This is a genomic window from Streptomyces niphimycinicus, assembly GCF_018883605.1.
Taxonomy (GTDB): domain Bacteria; phylum Actinomycetota; class Actinomycetes; order Streptomycetales; family Streptomycetaceae; genus Streptomyces; species Streptomyces niphimycinicus.
Genome location: NZ_JAHLEM010000366.1, coordinates 1 through 13,679 on the forward strand (window position 1 = coordinate 1; position 13,679 = coordinate 13,679).

The 13,679-nt window shown below is 71.8% G+C and carries 11 protein-coding genes and 1 pseudogene; 7 read left to right on the forward strand and 5 right to left on the reverse strand.

Annotated features, from left to right (window positions below; translation table 11 throughout):
• From KN815_RS29145 to KN815_RS29170, 6 genes are all read left to right on the forward strand, one after another.
• On the forward strand, positions 1-881 hold an 881-nt coding region (locus KN815_RS29145; protein ID WP_216344876.1), incomplete at its 5' end, for an ABC transporter permease.
• On the forward strand, positions 866-1,786 hold the full coding sequence (locus KN815_RS29150) for an ABC transporter permease (protein ID WP_253209307.1): 921 nt from the start codon (positions 866-868) through the stop codon (positions 1,784-1,786). The genes KN815_RS29145 and KN815_RS29150, both read left to right, overlap by 16 nt.
• Positions 1,783-2,775 carry an ABC transporter ATP-binding protein gene (locus KN815_RS29155; RefSeq protein ID WP_216344877.1) on the forward strand — a complete coding sequence of 331 codons (993 nt, stop codon included), beginning with the start codon at positions 1,783-1,785 and terminating at the stop codon, positions 2,773-2,775. Before KN815_RS29150 ends, KN815_RS29155 begins: the two co-directional genes overlap by 4 nt.
• A complete protein-coding gene (locus KN815_RS29160) occupies positions 2,772-3,626 on the forward strand; it encodes an ABC transporter ATP-binding protein (protein WP_216344878.1) in 855 nt (284 codons plus the stop codon). The genes KN815_RS29155 and KN815_RS29160 overlap by 4 nt, the downstream gene beginning before the upstream one ends.
• Positions 3,623-5,602 (forward strand): CocE/NonD family hydrolase, encoded by a 1,980-nt coding sequence (locus KN815_RS29165; RefSeq protein ID WP_216344879.1) that lies wholly within the window; start codon positions 3,623-3,625, stop codon positions 5,600-5,602. The genes KN815_RS29160 and KN815_RS29165 overlap by 4 nt, the downstream gene beginning before the upstream one ends.
• A gap of 89 nt (positions 5,603-5,691) precedes the next feature.
• Entirely contained in the window at positions 5,692-6,969 is a 1,278-nt protein-coding gene (locus KN815_RS29170; RefSeq protein ID WP_216344880.1) for an MFS transporter, read from the forward strand.
• Between the two features lie 27 nt (positions 6,970-6,996).
• On the opposite strand, the pseudogene KN815_RS29175 reads toward KN815_RS29170, so the two are convergent.
• From KN815_RS29175 to KN815_RS29195, 5 genes and pseudogenes are all read right to left on the reverse strand, one after another.
• A pseudogene (locus KN815_RS29175) lies at positions 6,997-7,661 on the reverse strand (nucleotidyltransferase domain-containing protein); the annotation flags it as partial.
• 107 nt (positions 7,662-7,768) lie between these two features.
• Positions 7,769-8,887 carry an FAD-dependent oxidoreductase gene (locus KN815_RS29180; protein WP_216344881.1) on the reverse strand — a complete coding sequence of 373 codons (1,119 nt, stop codon included), beginning with the start codon at positions 8,885-8,887 and terminating at the stop codon, positions 7,769-7,771.
• A complete protein-coding gene (locus KN815_RS29185) occupies positions 8,871-10,136 on the reverse strand; it encodes a Glu/Leu/Phe/Val dehydrogenase dimerization domain-containing protein (RefSeq protein WP_216344882.1) in 1,266 nt (421 codons plus the stop codon). Before KN815_RS29185 ends, KN815_RS29180 begins: the two co-directional genes overlap by 17 nt.
• Positions 10,137-10,249: 113 nt before the next feature.
• The gene (gene solA, locus KN815_RS29190; protein ID WP_216344883.1) at positions 10,250-11,431 is read right to left on the reverse strand and encodes an N-methyl-L-tryptophan oxidase; all 1,182 of its coding nucleotides are present in this window, start codon (positions 11,429-11,431) and stop codon (positions 10,250-10,252) included.
• Between the two features lie 384 nt (positions 11,432-11,815).
• Positions 11,816-12,430 (reverse strand): TetR/AcrR family transcriptional regulator, encoded by a 615-nt coding sequence (locus KN815_RS29195; protein WP_253209308.1) that lies wholly within the window; start codon positions 12,428-12,430, stop codon positions 11,816-11,818.
• A gap of 306 nt (positions 12,431-12,736) precedes the next feature.
• Between KN815_RS29195 and KN815_RS29200 the strand changes: the two genes are divergently transcribed.
• The coding region (locus tag KN815_RS29200; protein WP_216344885.1) for a CoA-binding protein at positions 12,737-13,679 on the forward strand (943 nt) is incomplete at its 3' end.

Here is a 13,679-nt window from a genome sequence, read left to right on the forward strand (position 1 = left end):
CGCGGCCCGACCGGCCCCGTCCCGCCGCCCGCGCCACCGCGCGCAAAGCGGGACGGCGGCTGTGGCTCACCGGGCTCTGTCTGCTGGGGTTCCTGGTCGTCCTCGCGCTGTGCGCCCCGATGGCCGGATCCCCCTACACCATCCACACCGACAGTCTCACCAGCCAGGGCCTGCCCGCCGGAGTCGGCGAGAACGGACACCTGTTGGGCACCGACGCCATCGGCCGTGACCTGTTCGCCCGGACCCTCTACGGGCTGCGCGCGACCCTCATCATCGCGCTGTCCGCCAATCTCACCTCGGTGGCCCTGGGCGCCGCGGTAGGTCTCGTCGCCGGTTTCTACCGCGGCTGGTTCGAACAGGTGCTGATGCGCATCGTCGATGTGTTCCTGTCCGTCCCCACCGTGCTCTCCGGCCTCGCCCTGGCGAGCATCGTCGGCCGCGGCACCACCGGCATCATCCTCGTGGTCACCGCCCTGTACTGGGCCTGGACCGCACGGCTGGTGCACGGGGAGACGGTACGGCTGCGCGGCCGCGGCTTCGTCGAGGCGGCCCTCGCCCACGGGGTGAGCCGCCACACCGCGCTGCGCCGCCACGTACTGCCGCACCTGTCCACCATCCTGCTCAACGTGGCCGCCCTCAACGGCGCCGCCGTCGTGGTGGTCGGAGCCGGACTGTCCTACCTGGGCGCCGGGATCCAGCCGCCCACCCCCGAACTGGGCAACATGCTCGCCGACGGCTCCAGCAGCATGACCTACGCACCGCACACCCTGTTCGTCCCGCTCGTCCTCGTCATCGCGACCGTCCTGGCGTTCGTCCTGGTCGCCGAGGGACTCAACCGCCGCAACCCCCTCTCGGAGCGACGCTCATGGCTCGACGCATAGCCGTCCGCATCCTGCTGGGCGCATTCACCGTCCTGGCGGTCGTCCTGCTCACCTTCGTGCTGCAGTACGTCGTCCCCGGCGACCCGGCCCGCAGCATCGCCGGGCCCAAGGCCACCCCCGAAGTCCTCAAGGAGATCCGCGGACAGCTACGGCTGGACGACCCGTGGTGGTCCCAGCTCGGCCACTACCTCTCCTCGGTCCTCCAAGGCGACCTGGGCACCTCCTACTCCAACGACCGGCCCGTGCTCTCGCTCATCCTGGAACGGCTGCCCGCCACCGCTGCCCTGGCCGCCGCCGCACTGGTGGTGGAACTCGTCCTCGGCGGTCTGTGGGGCATGTGGGAGGCGCTGCGGCCCAAGCGAAGCTGGCTGCTGGCCACCGTCAACGTCGGTCTGCTGTCGATGCCCGTGTTCTCCCTGGGCTTCCTGCTCCTGTTGCTGTTCGGATACCAGTTGCCGGTCTTCCCCATCGACGGCGGCTCCGGTCCGGCCCGGCTCGTCCTGCCCGCGGTCACCCTCGGGCTGATGGGCTCGCCGTACTACGCCAACGTGGTCCGCGACAGCATGCGCGAGGCGCTGTCCTCGTCGTACGTGCGCACCGCGGTGTCCAAGGGCCTCAGCCGCAGGCGGATCGTCTCCCGCCATGTGCTGCGCAACATCGCCTCCCCGGTGACCACCCTGATCGGCATGGACGTGGCCGTGTTCCTGTCCGGTGTGGTCTTCGTCGAGAAGATCTTCGCCTGGCCCGGTATCGGCCAGATGCAGACCGATGCGTTCACGGACCTGGACCGCCCGCTGCTCACCGGCACCGTCATCGTGGCCGCCGCCCTCGTGGTCACGGCCAACCTCCTGGTGGATCTGCTCCGGTCCGCCATCGACCCCCGTGCCGCATCGGAGGCACCATGACCACCGCCCCGGCTCCCGCCGCCACCCTCGGCAGCGAGGTCACCGTCGACCGTCTGTCCGTGAACTACGGCGACTTCACCGCCCTGCGGGACGTCAGTCTGACCGTTCCCGCGGGCACCACCACCGCCCTGGTCGGCGAGTCCGGCTCCGGGAAGTCCACCCTCGCGCTGGCCGCCGGGCGCATCCTGCCGCCCGGCGCCGCGATCAGCGGCGGGTCCGTGACGGTGGGCGACACCGAACTGACCGCGCTGACGGGGAAGGCGCTGCGCGAGGCCCGCGGCCACACCGCCGCCTACCTCGCCCAGGACGCCTCGGCCGCCCTCAACCCCGTCATCCGGGTCGGGAAGCAGATCGCCGAAGTGCACCAGGTGCGCTGCGGGGCGAGCCGGGCCGAGGCCGCCGAACTGGCCCGGCAGGGCCTGGCCGATGTCGGCATCCCCGACCCCGACCGGGTGGCGCGCCTCTACCCGGGAGCGCTGTCCGGCGGGATGCGGCAGCGGGTCATCATCGCCATCGCGCTCGCCTTCCGCCCCCAGCTACTGATCGCCGACGAGCCCACCACCGCGCTGGACGTCACCGTCCAGGCGGACATCCTGGCCCTGGTCAGCAGGCTCCAGCAGCAGTGCGGGCTCACCGTCATCTGGATCACCCACGACATGTCGGTGGTCGCGGAACTCGCCGACCACGTGGCCGTGCTCTACGGCGGGCGGCTGGTCGAACACACCGATGTGCTCACGCTCTTCGAAGGCGCGCGCCACCCCTACACCCAGGCCCTCCTCACCTGTTTCCAGAGCGGCCGCACCGCGGGGCCCAAGCAGCCCTTCACCACCATCTCCGGAAGTCCGCCGGTCGCCGGGCCGCCCGGTGGCTGCCCCTTCCACCCCCGGTGTCCGCAGGCCGACGGCCGGTGCGGCACCGAACTCCCCGTGCCCCGCCGGGTCGGCCACGACCACACCGCGGCCTGTCACCGTCTGGAGGAGACACCGTGAGCGCGCCCCAGCCCGCCCCCGGCACACCGCTGCTGGAAGCCACCGGGATCACCAAACGCTACGGCCAGTACACCGCGCTGGACGACGTGGACCTGCGCATCGAGACCGGGCGTACGGTCAGCATCGTCGGGGAGTCGGGCTCGGGGAAGTCCACCCTCGCCCGCATCATCGTCGGTCTGGAGCGCGCCGACAGCGGCACCGTCCGCTTCCGCGGCGAAGCGATCCGCGGCCGCCGGTCCCGCCATGCCTTCCGGCGCAGCGTCGGCATGGTCTTCCAGGATCCGTACGAGTCGATGGACCCCCGGCTGACCATCGGTGAGATCGTCGCCGAACCCCTGCGCGCCCACGGCATGTACCGGGACGGTGGCAAGGAGCGGGTCCGTGAACTCCTGGACTCGGTCGGTATGCACGGTGCCGAACCCGACGCCTACCCGCACAAGTTCTCCGGCGGCCAGCGGCAGCGCGTATGCATCGCCCGCGCCCTGGCCACCGACCCCGACCTGGTCATCTGCGACGAACCCACCTCCGCTCTGGACGTGTCGGTCCAGGCCCAGATCCTCAACCTCCTCCTGGACCTCCAGTCCCGGCGGCGGCTGGCCTATCTGTTCATCACCCATGACCTCGACGTGGTGCGGCGGATCAGCGACGAGGTGGACGTCCTGCTGCGCGGCACCGTCGTGGAGCGCGGCACCGCCGAGCAGATCACCCGCAGCCCCGAACACACCTACACCCGGCGGCTGCTGGGCGCGGTACCGGCGATCTCCCCGCGTCAGCGCCACATCTGCCCACCGCTGGACACCGACGATCCCGCACCGCGGTCGCCCCACGACGCGAAGGAGGACCCCGCGTGACCACCGCCACCACCGAGACCGGCACCACGCACACCACCACCATCCCCCTCGGTGACGGGATACGGCTCGCGGCCACCCTCTATCTGCCCGTACCGGGTCCGGAGCCCGTCCCCGTCCTGCTGGAGGCGCTTCCGTACCGCAAGGACGACCACCTCGGAGTGGAGGCCCGCCCCGAGTACCTGCGCTTCCGGGACGAGTACCGCTTCGCCGTCTGCCGGGTGGACCTGCGGGGCACCGGCAGCTCCGAGGGGTTCGCGGACGACGAGTACCCCGAACGGGAGCCCGAGGACCTGTGCGAGGTCATCGCCTGGCTCGCCGGACAGCCGTGGTGCAACGGTTCGGTGGGCATGTTCGGCACCTCCTACAGCGGTTTCAACGCCTTCCACGCCGCCATGCGCGCCCCGGCCGCCCTCAAGGCCATCGTGCCCATCTACAGCTCCGACGACCGCTACACCGACGACGTCCACTACCTGGGCGGCGCGCTGCGCGCGGTCGACCTGATCGACTACCCGCTCTACCTGGCCGCGATGAACGCGCTGCCGCCGGTGCCCGCACTGGCCGGTCCCGACTGGCGCGAGACCTGGCACAAGCGGATGGACACCATGGAGCCCTGGCTGCTGAGCTGGCTGGAGAACCAGCGCCACGGCGCGTTCTGGCGGCGCGGCTCGATCCGCCCCGACTACGACCTGGTGCGCTGTCCCACGATGATCGTCCAGGGCTGGGCCGACGGATACCGCAACAACAGCTTCCGCACCATCAGCCGGCTCCAGGACCAGGGCACGCCCTACCGGCTGCTGATCGGTCCGTGGAGCCATATGTCCACCCGCAGTTCGCTGCCCGGTCCGTGGATCGACCTGGTGCCGGAGATGGCCCGGTGGTTCGACCGCTGGCTGAGGGGGATCGACAACGGCATCGACCGCGAACCCCCGATCAGCTACTTCACCCGGCACTCCACCCGTCCCGAACCGGACCTCGCGCGACTGCGGGGGGAGTGGCGCAGCGAACGGCAGTGGCCGCCGGCCCGCGCGAGGGAAGTCACCCTGGGCCTCGGCCGGGATCCCCGTGAGCTGCGCGTCAAGCCCTCCACCGGCACGGCGGCCTGGATCGACTGCGCCGGTTCGCTGCCCTGGGGCCAGCCGAGCGACCAGCGTTACGACGACGCCGACTCCCTCACCTGGGAGTGGACGGTCGGCGAACAGCCGCTGCCCGAGGGCTCCCTGGAACTGCTGGGCCATCCCCGGCTGCGGCTGAAGGTGAGCGCCGACGCTCCCGTGGCGTATGTGTCGGCCAAGCTGAGCGAGGTGTTCCCCGACGGCACCTCCTCGCTGATCACCCGTACCCTGCTCAACCTCACCCACCGGGACGGCCATGACGCCGAACCGCGTCCGCTGACACCGGGGCGTGCGGAGACGGTCGACATCGAACTGAATGCCACCGCGTGCGTCCTGACCCCCGGACACCGGCTGCGGCTGTCCCTCGCCGGAGCCGACTGGCCCAACACCTTCGCCCCGCCCACGCCGTTGACCCTGACCGTGGACGCCGCCGGGAGCGAGCTCACACTGCCGGTCACCGCCGGACCGGGCCCGTGTCCACCGCCGGTCTTCCACGAGGTGACCCCCGAGTCGCTCCCCGACGGCAAGGGGGTGACCTGGACCGTCGAACGCGATGTGCTGGCCCGCACCACCACCTGTTTCGTGGACTACGCCGATGTCTGGACCACCCACGACGGCACGGTGTGTGAGGCACGGAACACCGGCCGGGTCACCGTGGACGAACGCACCCACGACCAGACCCTGGTGGCCCGCTGTGTGTACACGGTGGGCTGGCCCGAGGCACGGGTGACCACCGCCGCCGATCTGTTCCTGACCGCCCACGCCGACCGATACGAGGCGGACATCACCGTCCGGGCCGGCGAGGATGACCAGCAGGTCTTCGAACGCGACTGGCAGCGATCCCTGCCGCGCGACCTCGCCTGACTGCAACGGGCGGCGACCTCGCCCGAGAGCGACGGCCTGGCCCCCGACACCACCGCACACCGCCCCGACGTCCCCTTCCCGGAGCCGCCATGTCCAGCGAGCGCGCCGGTTACCCGGCCCTGTTGCGTTCCCCGGGCGTTCCCGCCGTCGTCCTGCCGTCCATCCTGGCCCGGTTGCCCGTCGGGATGACATCGGTGCTGCTCGTCCTGCTGGTCCAGAACAGCACCGGCTCCTACCGGGCGGCGGGTCTGGCGATGGGGGCGAACTGGCTCGCGTTCGCCGCCACGTCCCCCTTCTACGGCCGTGTCTCCGACCGGGGTCACGCGGTGTGGGTCATGGTGGTCGTGGGCTGTGCCAACCCCCTGGCCACCATCGGTTTCCTGCTGCTGGTGCACAACGGTGCCCCGGTGTGGGCCATCGTGGCGGGCGCCGCGGTGGCGGGCGGCGCCGCGCCGCCGATCGCCGCGGTCACCCGGGCGGTGTGGCCCCACCTGGTCGACGGCCGACTCCACCCCGTCGCCTTCGGCTTCGAGGCCGTGGTCGTCGAGATCCTCTACGTCCTGGGCCCGTTGGTGGCCGGACTGGTGTGCGCGGTCGCCAGCCCGTCGGTGGGCCTGCTGGTAGGCGGCGCCGCGGTGACGGTCGGTTCTCTCAGCCTCGCCCGCGCCCCGGTGATCCGCTCCTACAGCAGCCGGGACACCCCGCGTCCGGCCCGTGGCGGGCATGTGCTGGCCTCGCCCGCCATGCGCCGCATCCTGATGGTCACCTTCCTGATGTCCGTCGCCTACGGCGTCCTGGAGGTCCTGGTGCCCGCCTTCGCGGTGGAGGCGGGCTCACCGTCCTCCAGCGGACTGCTGCTGGGCGTGTGGTCGTCCGCGAGCATCATGGGCGGGATCCTCTACATCCGCCTCGCGCCGCGCTCACCCCTGGTGCGCCAGCTCGTCGTCCTGATCTTCGCCAACGCCGCGGGGTTCGCCGTGCTGGCCGTCGCCCGCGAACCCTGGCAGCTCGGTCTGCTGCTCGCCGTCGGCGGCACCTTGATGGCGCCCGCCACCTCCGTGGAGTACATGCTGGCGAGTCAGAGCACTGACAGCTCCCGGGCCACCGAGGGGTTCACCTGGTTCGGCACCGTGGCCTACGGGGGCGCCGCGGCGGGCGGTGCCCTGGCCGGTGTGCTCATCGTGCCGTGGGGCCTGCCCATGACCTTCCTCGCGGCGGCCTTCGGCGCGGTGCTGGCGGGATGCTTCGCACTGCGGATCGCCGACCCGGGCCCGCCGCGGGAGCCGAAGCCGCGGGAGCCGGAACGGACCGCCGCCGGAGAGCGGCCGGCGGAGGCCGCCGCGCCCGTTGAGGACGACAGCCGCTGACCGCAGGGCGCAGCGCGGTCAACCGGTGCGCAGCCCCGCCCGCATCAGGAGCCGCTTCTCATTGGTCACCCATTCCCCGCGCGCCGCCGGCACCGCGTGGGCCGTCTCCAGGGCGGCGGTGGCGACCGCCCCGGCCAGTTCGGTGGCCTTCCCCTGGGTCGCGTAGGCGGTCCTGGCGTAGGCGAGCCGCTCCGCGGCCCGGCCCCGCCACTCCCGCGGAGCCGCGCCGTACGCAGCGCGTCGGGGAACGCAGGGCGGGGCAGGGAGCCGCGCAGCACCGTGTTGAGGGCGAGTTCGGCGATCTGTGGATACCTCGGGATGCCCGCGAGGTAGAACATCAGTGGCTCCCGGTGGTACCGGCCCTGTCCGGCCTCGGCGAGTCCGTGCTCCACGACATCGAGGTCGCGGTAGTGGACGTCGACGCGCCGCCCGTCGATGGTGAGCCAGGCGCCCCCGTTGAACACCCCGCCGCCCCAGCCGCCGAGTTCGGACACCACACCGTCCCAGCCGACGGCACGCAAGGTGTCCGGATCGAAGGCGCCGCGGTAGTACACGGCCAGGTCCCAGTCGCTCTCGGGGGTGTGGGTGCCCTGTGCCCGCGAGCCGCCCAGGGCCACGGCGCGCACCGTTGGCAGCGCCGTGAGCCGGTCGGCGATGGGGTCGAGGAAGGCGTCGTCCGTTGTAGCGATCATGGCACACCAGGCTGGCGTCGCCGTGGTGTCCGCGGACACCGGAAAGCGCCGCCGCTCCGGCCATTGCCGGAACGACGGCGCCGTGTCTCAGCCGCGGGCGCCCTGCCTCAGCCGTGGCGGGCGGTGTGGGCGGCGAGCCGGAAGGCGGCGGGCGGTCCCTCGCCACCGGTCACCAGGTCCGCCGTCAGTTCACCGATGAGCGGGGCGAACTTCGCCCCGTGCCCCGAGCAGGGCGAGCACACGATGAGCGAACCGACCCGGTCCAGGAGGAAGTCCTCGCTCGGTGTCGTGGTGTACAGACAGGTGGTCTCGGTCCGTGGCACGGGATCCAGCCCCGGCAACCACCGTTTGACGTACTCGGTCAGGCGCTGACGTGTCGCGGCGGTGACGACACCGTCCCGGCCGGTCGCGGTGGTTCTGCGACCTCCGTAGTGCTCGCCGATCTTCCGGTCGTCCCCCGGGCCGCCGTCGCGGCCCCCGGCGAGGTGGTAGATGCCGTTGCCGTGCTCGTGGATGACACTGGGCCAGGCGCCGGCGGCCGCGTCGAGCCGGGGGAAGTGGAAGGCGTCCTGCTGGGTGACGGTCAACGCGGGCAGCGGGAGGCGGTCGCCGAGCAGCTCCGCGGTCCATCCCCCGGCCGCGACCACGACCCGCGCGGCCTCCACCGACTCCCCGTCGTCGAGGACGATCCGGACACCGCTGGGTCCCTCCTGGAGGGACCGTACCGCGGTACCGAAGCGGAGCGTGGCGGCGCGGCGTTCGGCGCCGTCCAGGAACGCGGTCACGGCCGCCGCCGCGTCGACCGTCCCGGCCTGCGGATGATGGATCACCGGCCCTTCGAAGACCATGCCCGGCCAGCGGCGTTCCGCCTCCCGCGGGTCCAGCACCTCGTGTTCCACCGCCGCGTCGGCGAGCTGTCCGGCCACGGCGTCGACGTAGGAACGGGCCCCGAAGTCCACCCCGCCCAATATCCGCAGCAGGGGCGACCCGCTGTCGAACTCCAGCTCGCGCCACAGCTCGAAGGCGCGCCCGGTGAGCCGGGTGTACATCGCGTCGTCGTAGGCCCGGCGGACGATCCGCGCACTGCCGTGGGAGCTCCCGTGGTGGTGGCCCGGGTCGAACTGTTCCAGCAGCAGGACCGACAGCCCGCGGCGGCTGGCCGCCCAGGCGGTGGCGGCGCCCATCAATCCGCCGCCGATCACGGCCAGTTCACAGCGCTGCGGCATGGTTGCCTCCACTGGGGACCGGGCCGGCCGTAACGCCGCCGGGACCGAAACGGGCGTCAATGGCGGCGATCTTGTTGGCGACGACGCCGAGCGCGGCGTCACGGGGGGTGATGCCGAACTGCCGGGCGTTGGTGAGCATGTCGGTGGTGATCCGGCGCATGGACTCGCGCACCTTGTGGTCGGCCTGGGCGGCGTCGGCGCCGATGTCGCCGAAGAGCGTCCACCACCACCAGGCGTTGGTGGCCGAGTTGGCGACGAAGTCCGGGATCACCTGGACACCGCGGGCGTGCAGCGCGGCCTCCGCCTCGGGGAGGGTGGGCATGTTGGCGGCCTCGGCGATGATCCGGGTGTCGATCCGGGTCTGGTTGACCGCGTCGATGCAGTACGAGACCGCCGCGGGCACCAGGATGTCGCAGGGGATGTCCAGCCAGGTGTCACCGTCGGCTTCGCGGTCCCCGGGACGCAACCGGCCGCGGTCGATGCCGCCGAGCGGGTCACGGGTGCGCAGCAGGTGTTCGACGTCCAGACCGTCCGGATTGGTGATGACACCGTGCGCGTCGGCCACCGCGACCACGGTGACGCCCGCCTGCGCCAGATAGCGGGCGGTCGCACCGCCCATCGAGCCGAAGCCCTGGACCACCGCGCGTGCCGAACCGCGTGGGAGACCGATCACGTCCAGTGCGGTGAGGGCCGATTCGGCCACGCCCAGCCCACCGACCAGCTCGGGCAGTGCCACCCCGTCGACGTCGATGGCGAACGCGTCCGCCAGCCGCTGCCGCGCCTGGGCGTCGTCGTCCAGCAGGGGGTAGATGGCCTGGATGGAACTGGCCAGCCCGACCTCGGTGATGACCTCGTCGATGGTGTCCTGGCGCACTCCGAGGTCCTCACCGGTGGTCCAGTGGTGTTCCAGGACGCAGCGCATGGCCTCCAGGAACCGGGAGAGGATCTCGCGGGCCCGCGGATCGTGCGGACTACAGTCGATACCGCCCTTGGCCCCGCCCAGCGGGATGTAGCGGTTGTCCGGGTCGTAGTGGAGCGCTTCCTTGCGGGTCATCCCGGCCGCGAGGCCGCGCACTTCTTCGAGGGTGCAGCCCTCGCGCATCCGCAGTCCACCGCTGGCCACGCCGCGGATCAGCCGGTCGATGACGACGAAGCCGCGCCGCCCGGTGACCGGGTCGGTCCAGATCAGCTTGAGGTGCGGCTGGGGGGCACCGGTGAGGGGAGGTGTGCTCAGGGGGGTCGCTGTCATGGCTTCCGTCCAGTGCGGGCACTCGTCACTGAATGCGCGTTCAGTCAAGGGTGGGGAATGCGGGTTCGGATGGAGGTGTGGTGGCCCGGCCCCGGACCGGGCCACCACACCGGTCAGGTCATCCAGTTGACCGGGTACTGGCTGTCGGTGAGCGCCGGCCGGTCGAGCCGGAAGGTGGTGTACGCCTCGGTGTCCGCCAGCTTGGGATCCGCGGCCAGTTCGGACAGCATCCGGCCCAGTGTCGGCGCGAACTTGAAGGCGTGGGCCGCTCCGAGGCCGACCAGGACGCGTTCGGCACCGGGCACCGGGCCGAGGATGAAGTCACGGTCCGGGGTCAGGGTGTACAGGCAGCGCTTGGACCTGATGGGACGGCCGCTGAGCGGGAAGCGCTCGCCCATGAACCGGGTGAGCCGGTCCAGCAGGTCCAGATCGGTGCTGCCCGACCGCGCGTCGGCGCCCACCTCGGGCCCTCCGCAGTCCTGTCCGGCCTTCACGGTGGCCTCGCCGTAGCAGGGGAAGCCGTAGAAGCACGGTTCGTCCAGCCAGATCCAGACCGGGAACGACTCGGGGGCGAACGGTGCCGGATCCGTGGGCGTGAAGTAGGTGACCTGCTCCTCCAGCACGGTCAGCGGGATCTCGCGGCCGAGTGGGGCCAGCAGCGTATTGGCCCAGGCGTCGGTGCACAGCACCACCTGCCCGGCGGAGAACCGGCCGCCTGGGGTGTCCACCTCGACCCCGTGGGCACCGTGCCGTACGGCGGTCACCGGGGTGTTGTCCCGCAACTGCGAACCGGCCGCGACGGCCAGCCGCTGCATGGCGGCGGTGGACCGCGCCGCGGGCACGATGGAGGTGCGCTCCTGGTACATCGCGGTGGTGTCCTCGGGCACGGAGATCTGCGGCCACCGGCGCCGTACCTCGTCCGCGTCCAGCAGTTCGTACGGGATGCCTTCGGCGTCCAGGCTCTGCCAGTAGTCGGTCAACGGGATCGAGGAGTCGCGCGGACACAGGTCCACACCGCCCGTGGTGGTGACGAACCGCTCGTCGGCGGAACGCTCCAGATGGGCCCAGTCGTCGTAGGCGTGCCGGGTGAGGCGGACGTAGTCGGGCCGGTGGTAGCTGTGGCGCAGGATGCGCGAGGTGTCGTGGGACGCTCCGCGGTCATGGCCGAAGGAGAACTGTTCCAGGCCGAGCACCCGGTGCCCGGAGGCGGCCAGGTGCCATGCGGCGGCGGAGCCCAGACCGCCCAGGCCGACAACGATGACGTCGAACGACTCGGTCCCGTGGTGCGCGTTCATGGATTGGCCTCTCGACGCGGAGCTCGTGCCACCCGTGTCCCGGTGTATGAGTCGGGAAACCACGGTGGCGGAAGGGGAGCTCGGTAACTACTCGTGGTGAGGAGCTGGGCCCGGCGGCCGAGGCACGGGATGACCCTGCCGCGTGGCCCGCATGCTTATCGTTACTGAACGACGATGTAGTACGCGTTCCGCGCTTGTCAATAGCGCAGGGTCGGGCGGAGTGTCCGCCGTGTCCTGCGGAAGGCGTGCTCAGGCAGGGGAGGGCCCGGTCGGGAAACCGGCGTCGCTCACGGAAGGAAACCGGAGCCGGCAGCGAAGGGATGCCGGAGCCGACCGCGGAGGACACCCACGGTCGCTCGCGGCGGGGAGCCGCGGCCGCGCCGCTCAGTCGCGCTCCAGATCGGCGCTCTTCAGGCCCAGCTCACGCGCGACGATCTGGCGCGACCAGTCGGCCGCCTGCTTACGGTCCTGGGTGCCCCGGTGCACGATGGTCTGCACGGCCACCCCGTCCAGCAGGGCGGTGATGCGCCACACCGCGCCCCGCGGGTCGTCGGTGGTGAACTCCTTGGCGTCCACACCGTCCTGGATGATCGCGGTCAGCGCCTCTTTCCAGCGCAGGTCGAGCTCCCGGCCGACCTTGCGCAGGGTGGGCTCCCGCAGTGCGCCCGACCAGCCCTCGATCCACAGGGTCCAGCCCTTGGCCTGCCCGGTCGGCGCGTACCAGTCCAGCGCCCTGCGCAGCCGATCCAGCGCGGTGGGCACTCCGGCGGTGAGGTGGTCCAGGTGATCGAGCTCGCGCTGGACGGCCCAGGCGAAGGCTTCGGCGATCAGCGTTTCCTTGTTCTGGAAGTGGTAGATCACCAGCGCCGGGCTGACCGACAGCTCGCGGGCCACATCGGAGATCCGCAGGGTGTGGATGCCCTGCTCCTTGATCTGGGAGACGGTGGCGCGAAGGATCTCCCCTCGGCGCAGACTCGGGTACTTACGGCTGCGTGTCACGCCATGAGGATAGGACATGCCCCGCCGCCGCCCCCAGGGGTCGACCGATCGCGGTCGTGACCGGGTGCTGAACGGGCGGCCAGTGAAGTGTCCCGGGGTCATTGACAAAGCACGAGGAAGAATCCACGATGCTGACGGATTAACTGTACGGCCAGTCAGTAAAGAGTGGATCGGAACCAGCGTCTCCAGGCCACCGGGACCCCGATGCGCCGGCCCCACCGGGCCCGCCCGCACCACGGCCCCCGGCAGTCCTTCCCCCCAGCGCCACCCTCACCGCCCCCTCCGCCGAGAGGAGCCGCAGCACCCATGCCCATCACCTCGCCCCCCGCCGGTACCCGGCGCACCGGACTCGCCGCCTTCCGCGATCCGGCATCCGTGGCCGTCGTCGGCGCTTCGGCCAATCCGTCGAAATGGGGATACTGGCTGGCCCGCGGCGCCCTGGCGGGTCGGGACCGGAGGACGGTGCACCTGGTCACCCGCGGCGGTGGCGAGATCCTCGGCGCTCCCACTGCCGCCTCGCTCGGCGACCTCCCCGAGGTCCCCGAACTGGTCGCGCTCTGCGTCCCCGCCGCACATCTGGACGCCGTCGTCGACGAGGCGCTCGGACTGGGCGTACGCGGACTGCTGGGCATCACCGCCGCGGTCCACGACGAGCGGCGGCTCGCCGCCAAGGTGGCCGCCGCCGGTGCCAGGATGATCGGCCCGAGCAGCCTCGGCCTGTTCGACGCCGCCACCTCCCTGCACATCGCCTGGGGCGACTTCACCGCCGGGGGACTGGCCGTGGTCTCCCAGAGCGGACAGGTGGGCAGTGAGATAGCCCTGCTCTCCCAGCGTTCCGGCCTCGGGATATCCCGGTTCGTCTCGGTCGGCAGCCAGCTCGACGTCACCATGGCCGACCTCCTGGAGGACCTCGTCGACCACGAGCTGACCCGCGCGGTCGGGGTCTACCTCGAGAGCTTCCACGAGGGCGGACGGATCTTCGACGCCCTGCGGGCGCTGCGCGCGGCCGGTAAACCGGTCGTCCTGCTCGCCGCCGGGGACAGCGAGGCCGGGGCCCGCGCGGCGCGCTCCCACACCAGCGCCCTCACCTCGCCGATGGAACTCGTCGACGCCGCCTGCCGGGCCGCCGGGGCCCTGCGCGTCCCCACTCCCGCGGCGCTGGTGGACGTGGCCGCGCAGTTGCTGACCACCACCCTGCCCACCGGGCCGCGTGTCGCCGTGGTCAGCGACAGCGGCGGCCAGGGCGCCC

What these genes read in the sequence shown, in the direction of transcription:
- KN815_RS29150 (WP_253209307.1), top strand. Translation starts at nt 866, where the DNA reads ATGGCTCGACGCATAGCCGTCCGCATCCTGCTGGGCGCATTCACCGTC.
- KN815_RS29155 (WP_216344877.1), top strand. Translation starts at nt 1,783, where the DNA reads ATGACCACCGCCCCGGCTCCCGCCGCCACCCTCGGCAGCGAGGTCACC.
- KN815_RS29170 (WP_216344880.1), top strand. Translation starts at nt 5,692, where the DNA reads ATGTCCAGCGAGCGCGCCGGTTACCCGGCCCTGTTGCGTTCCCCGGGC.
- KN815_RS29180 (WP_216344881.1), bottom strand. Translation starts at nt 8,887, where the DNA reads ATGCCGCAGCGCTGTGAACTGGCCGTGATCGGCGGCGGATTGATGGGC.
- KN815_RS29185 (WP_216344882.1), bottom strand. Translation starts at nt 10,136, where the DNA reads ATGACAGCGACCCCCCTGAGCACACCTCCCCTCACCGGTGCCCCCCAG.
- solA (WP_216344883.1), bottom strand. Translation starts at nt 11,431, where the DNA reads ATGAACGCGCACCACGGGACCGAGTCGTTCGACGTCATCGTTGTCGGC.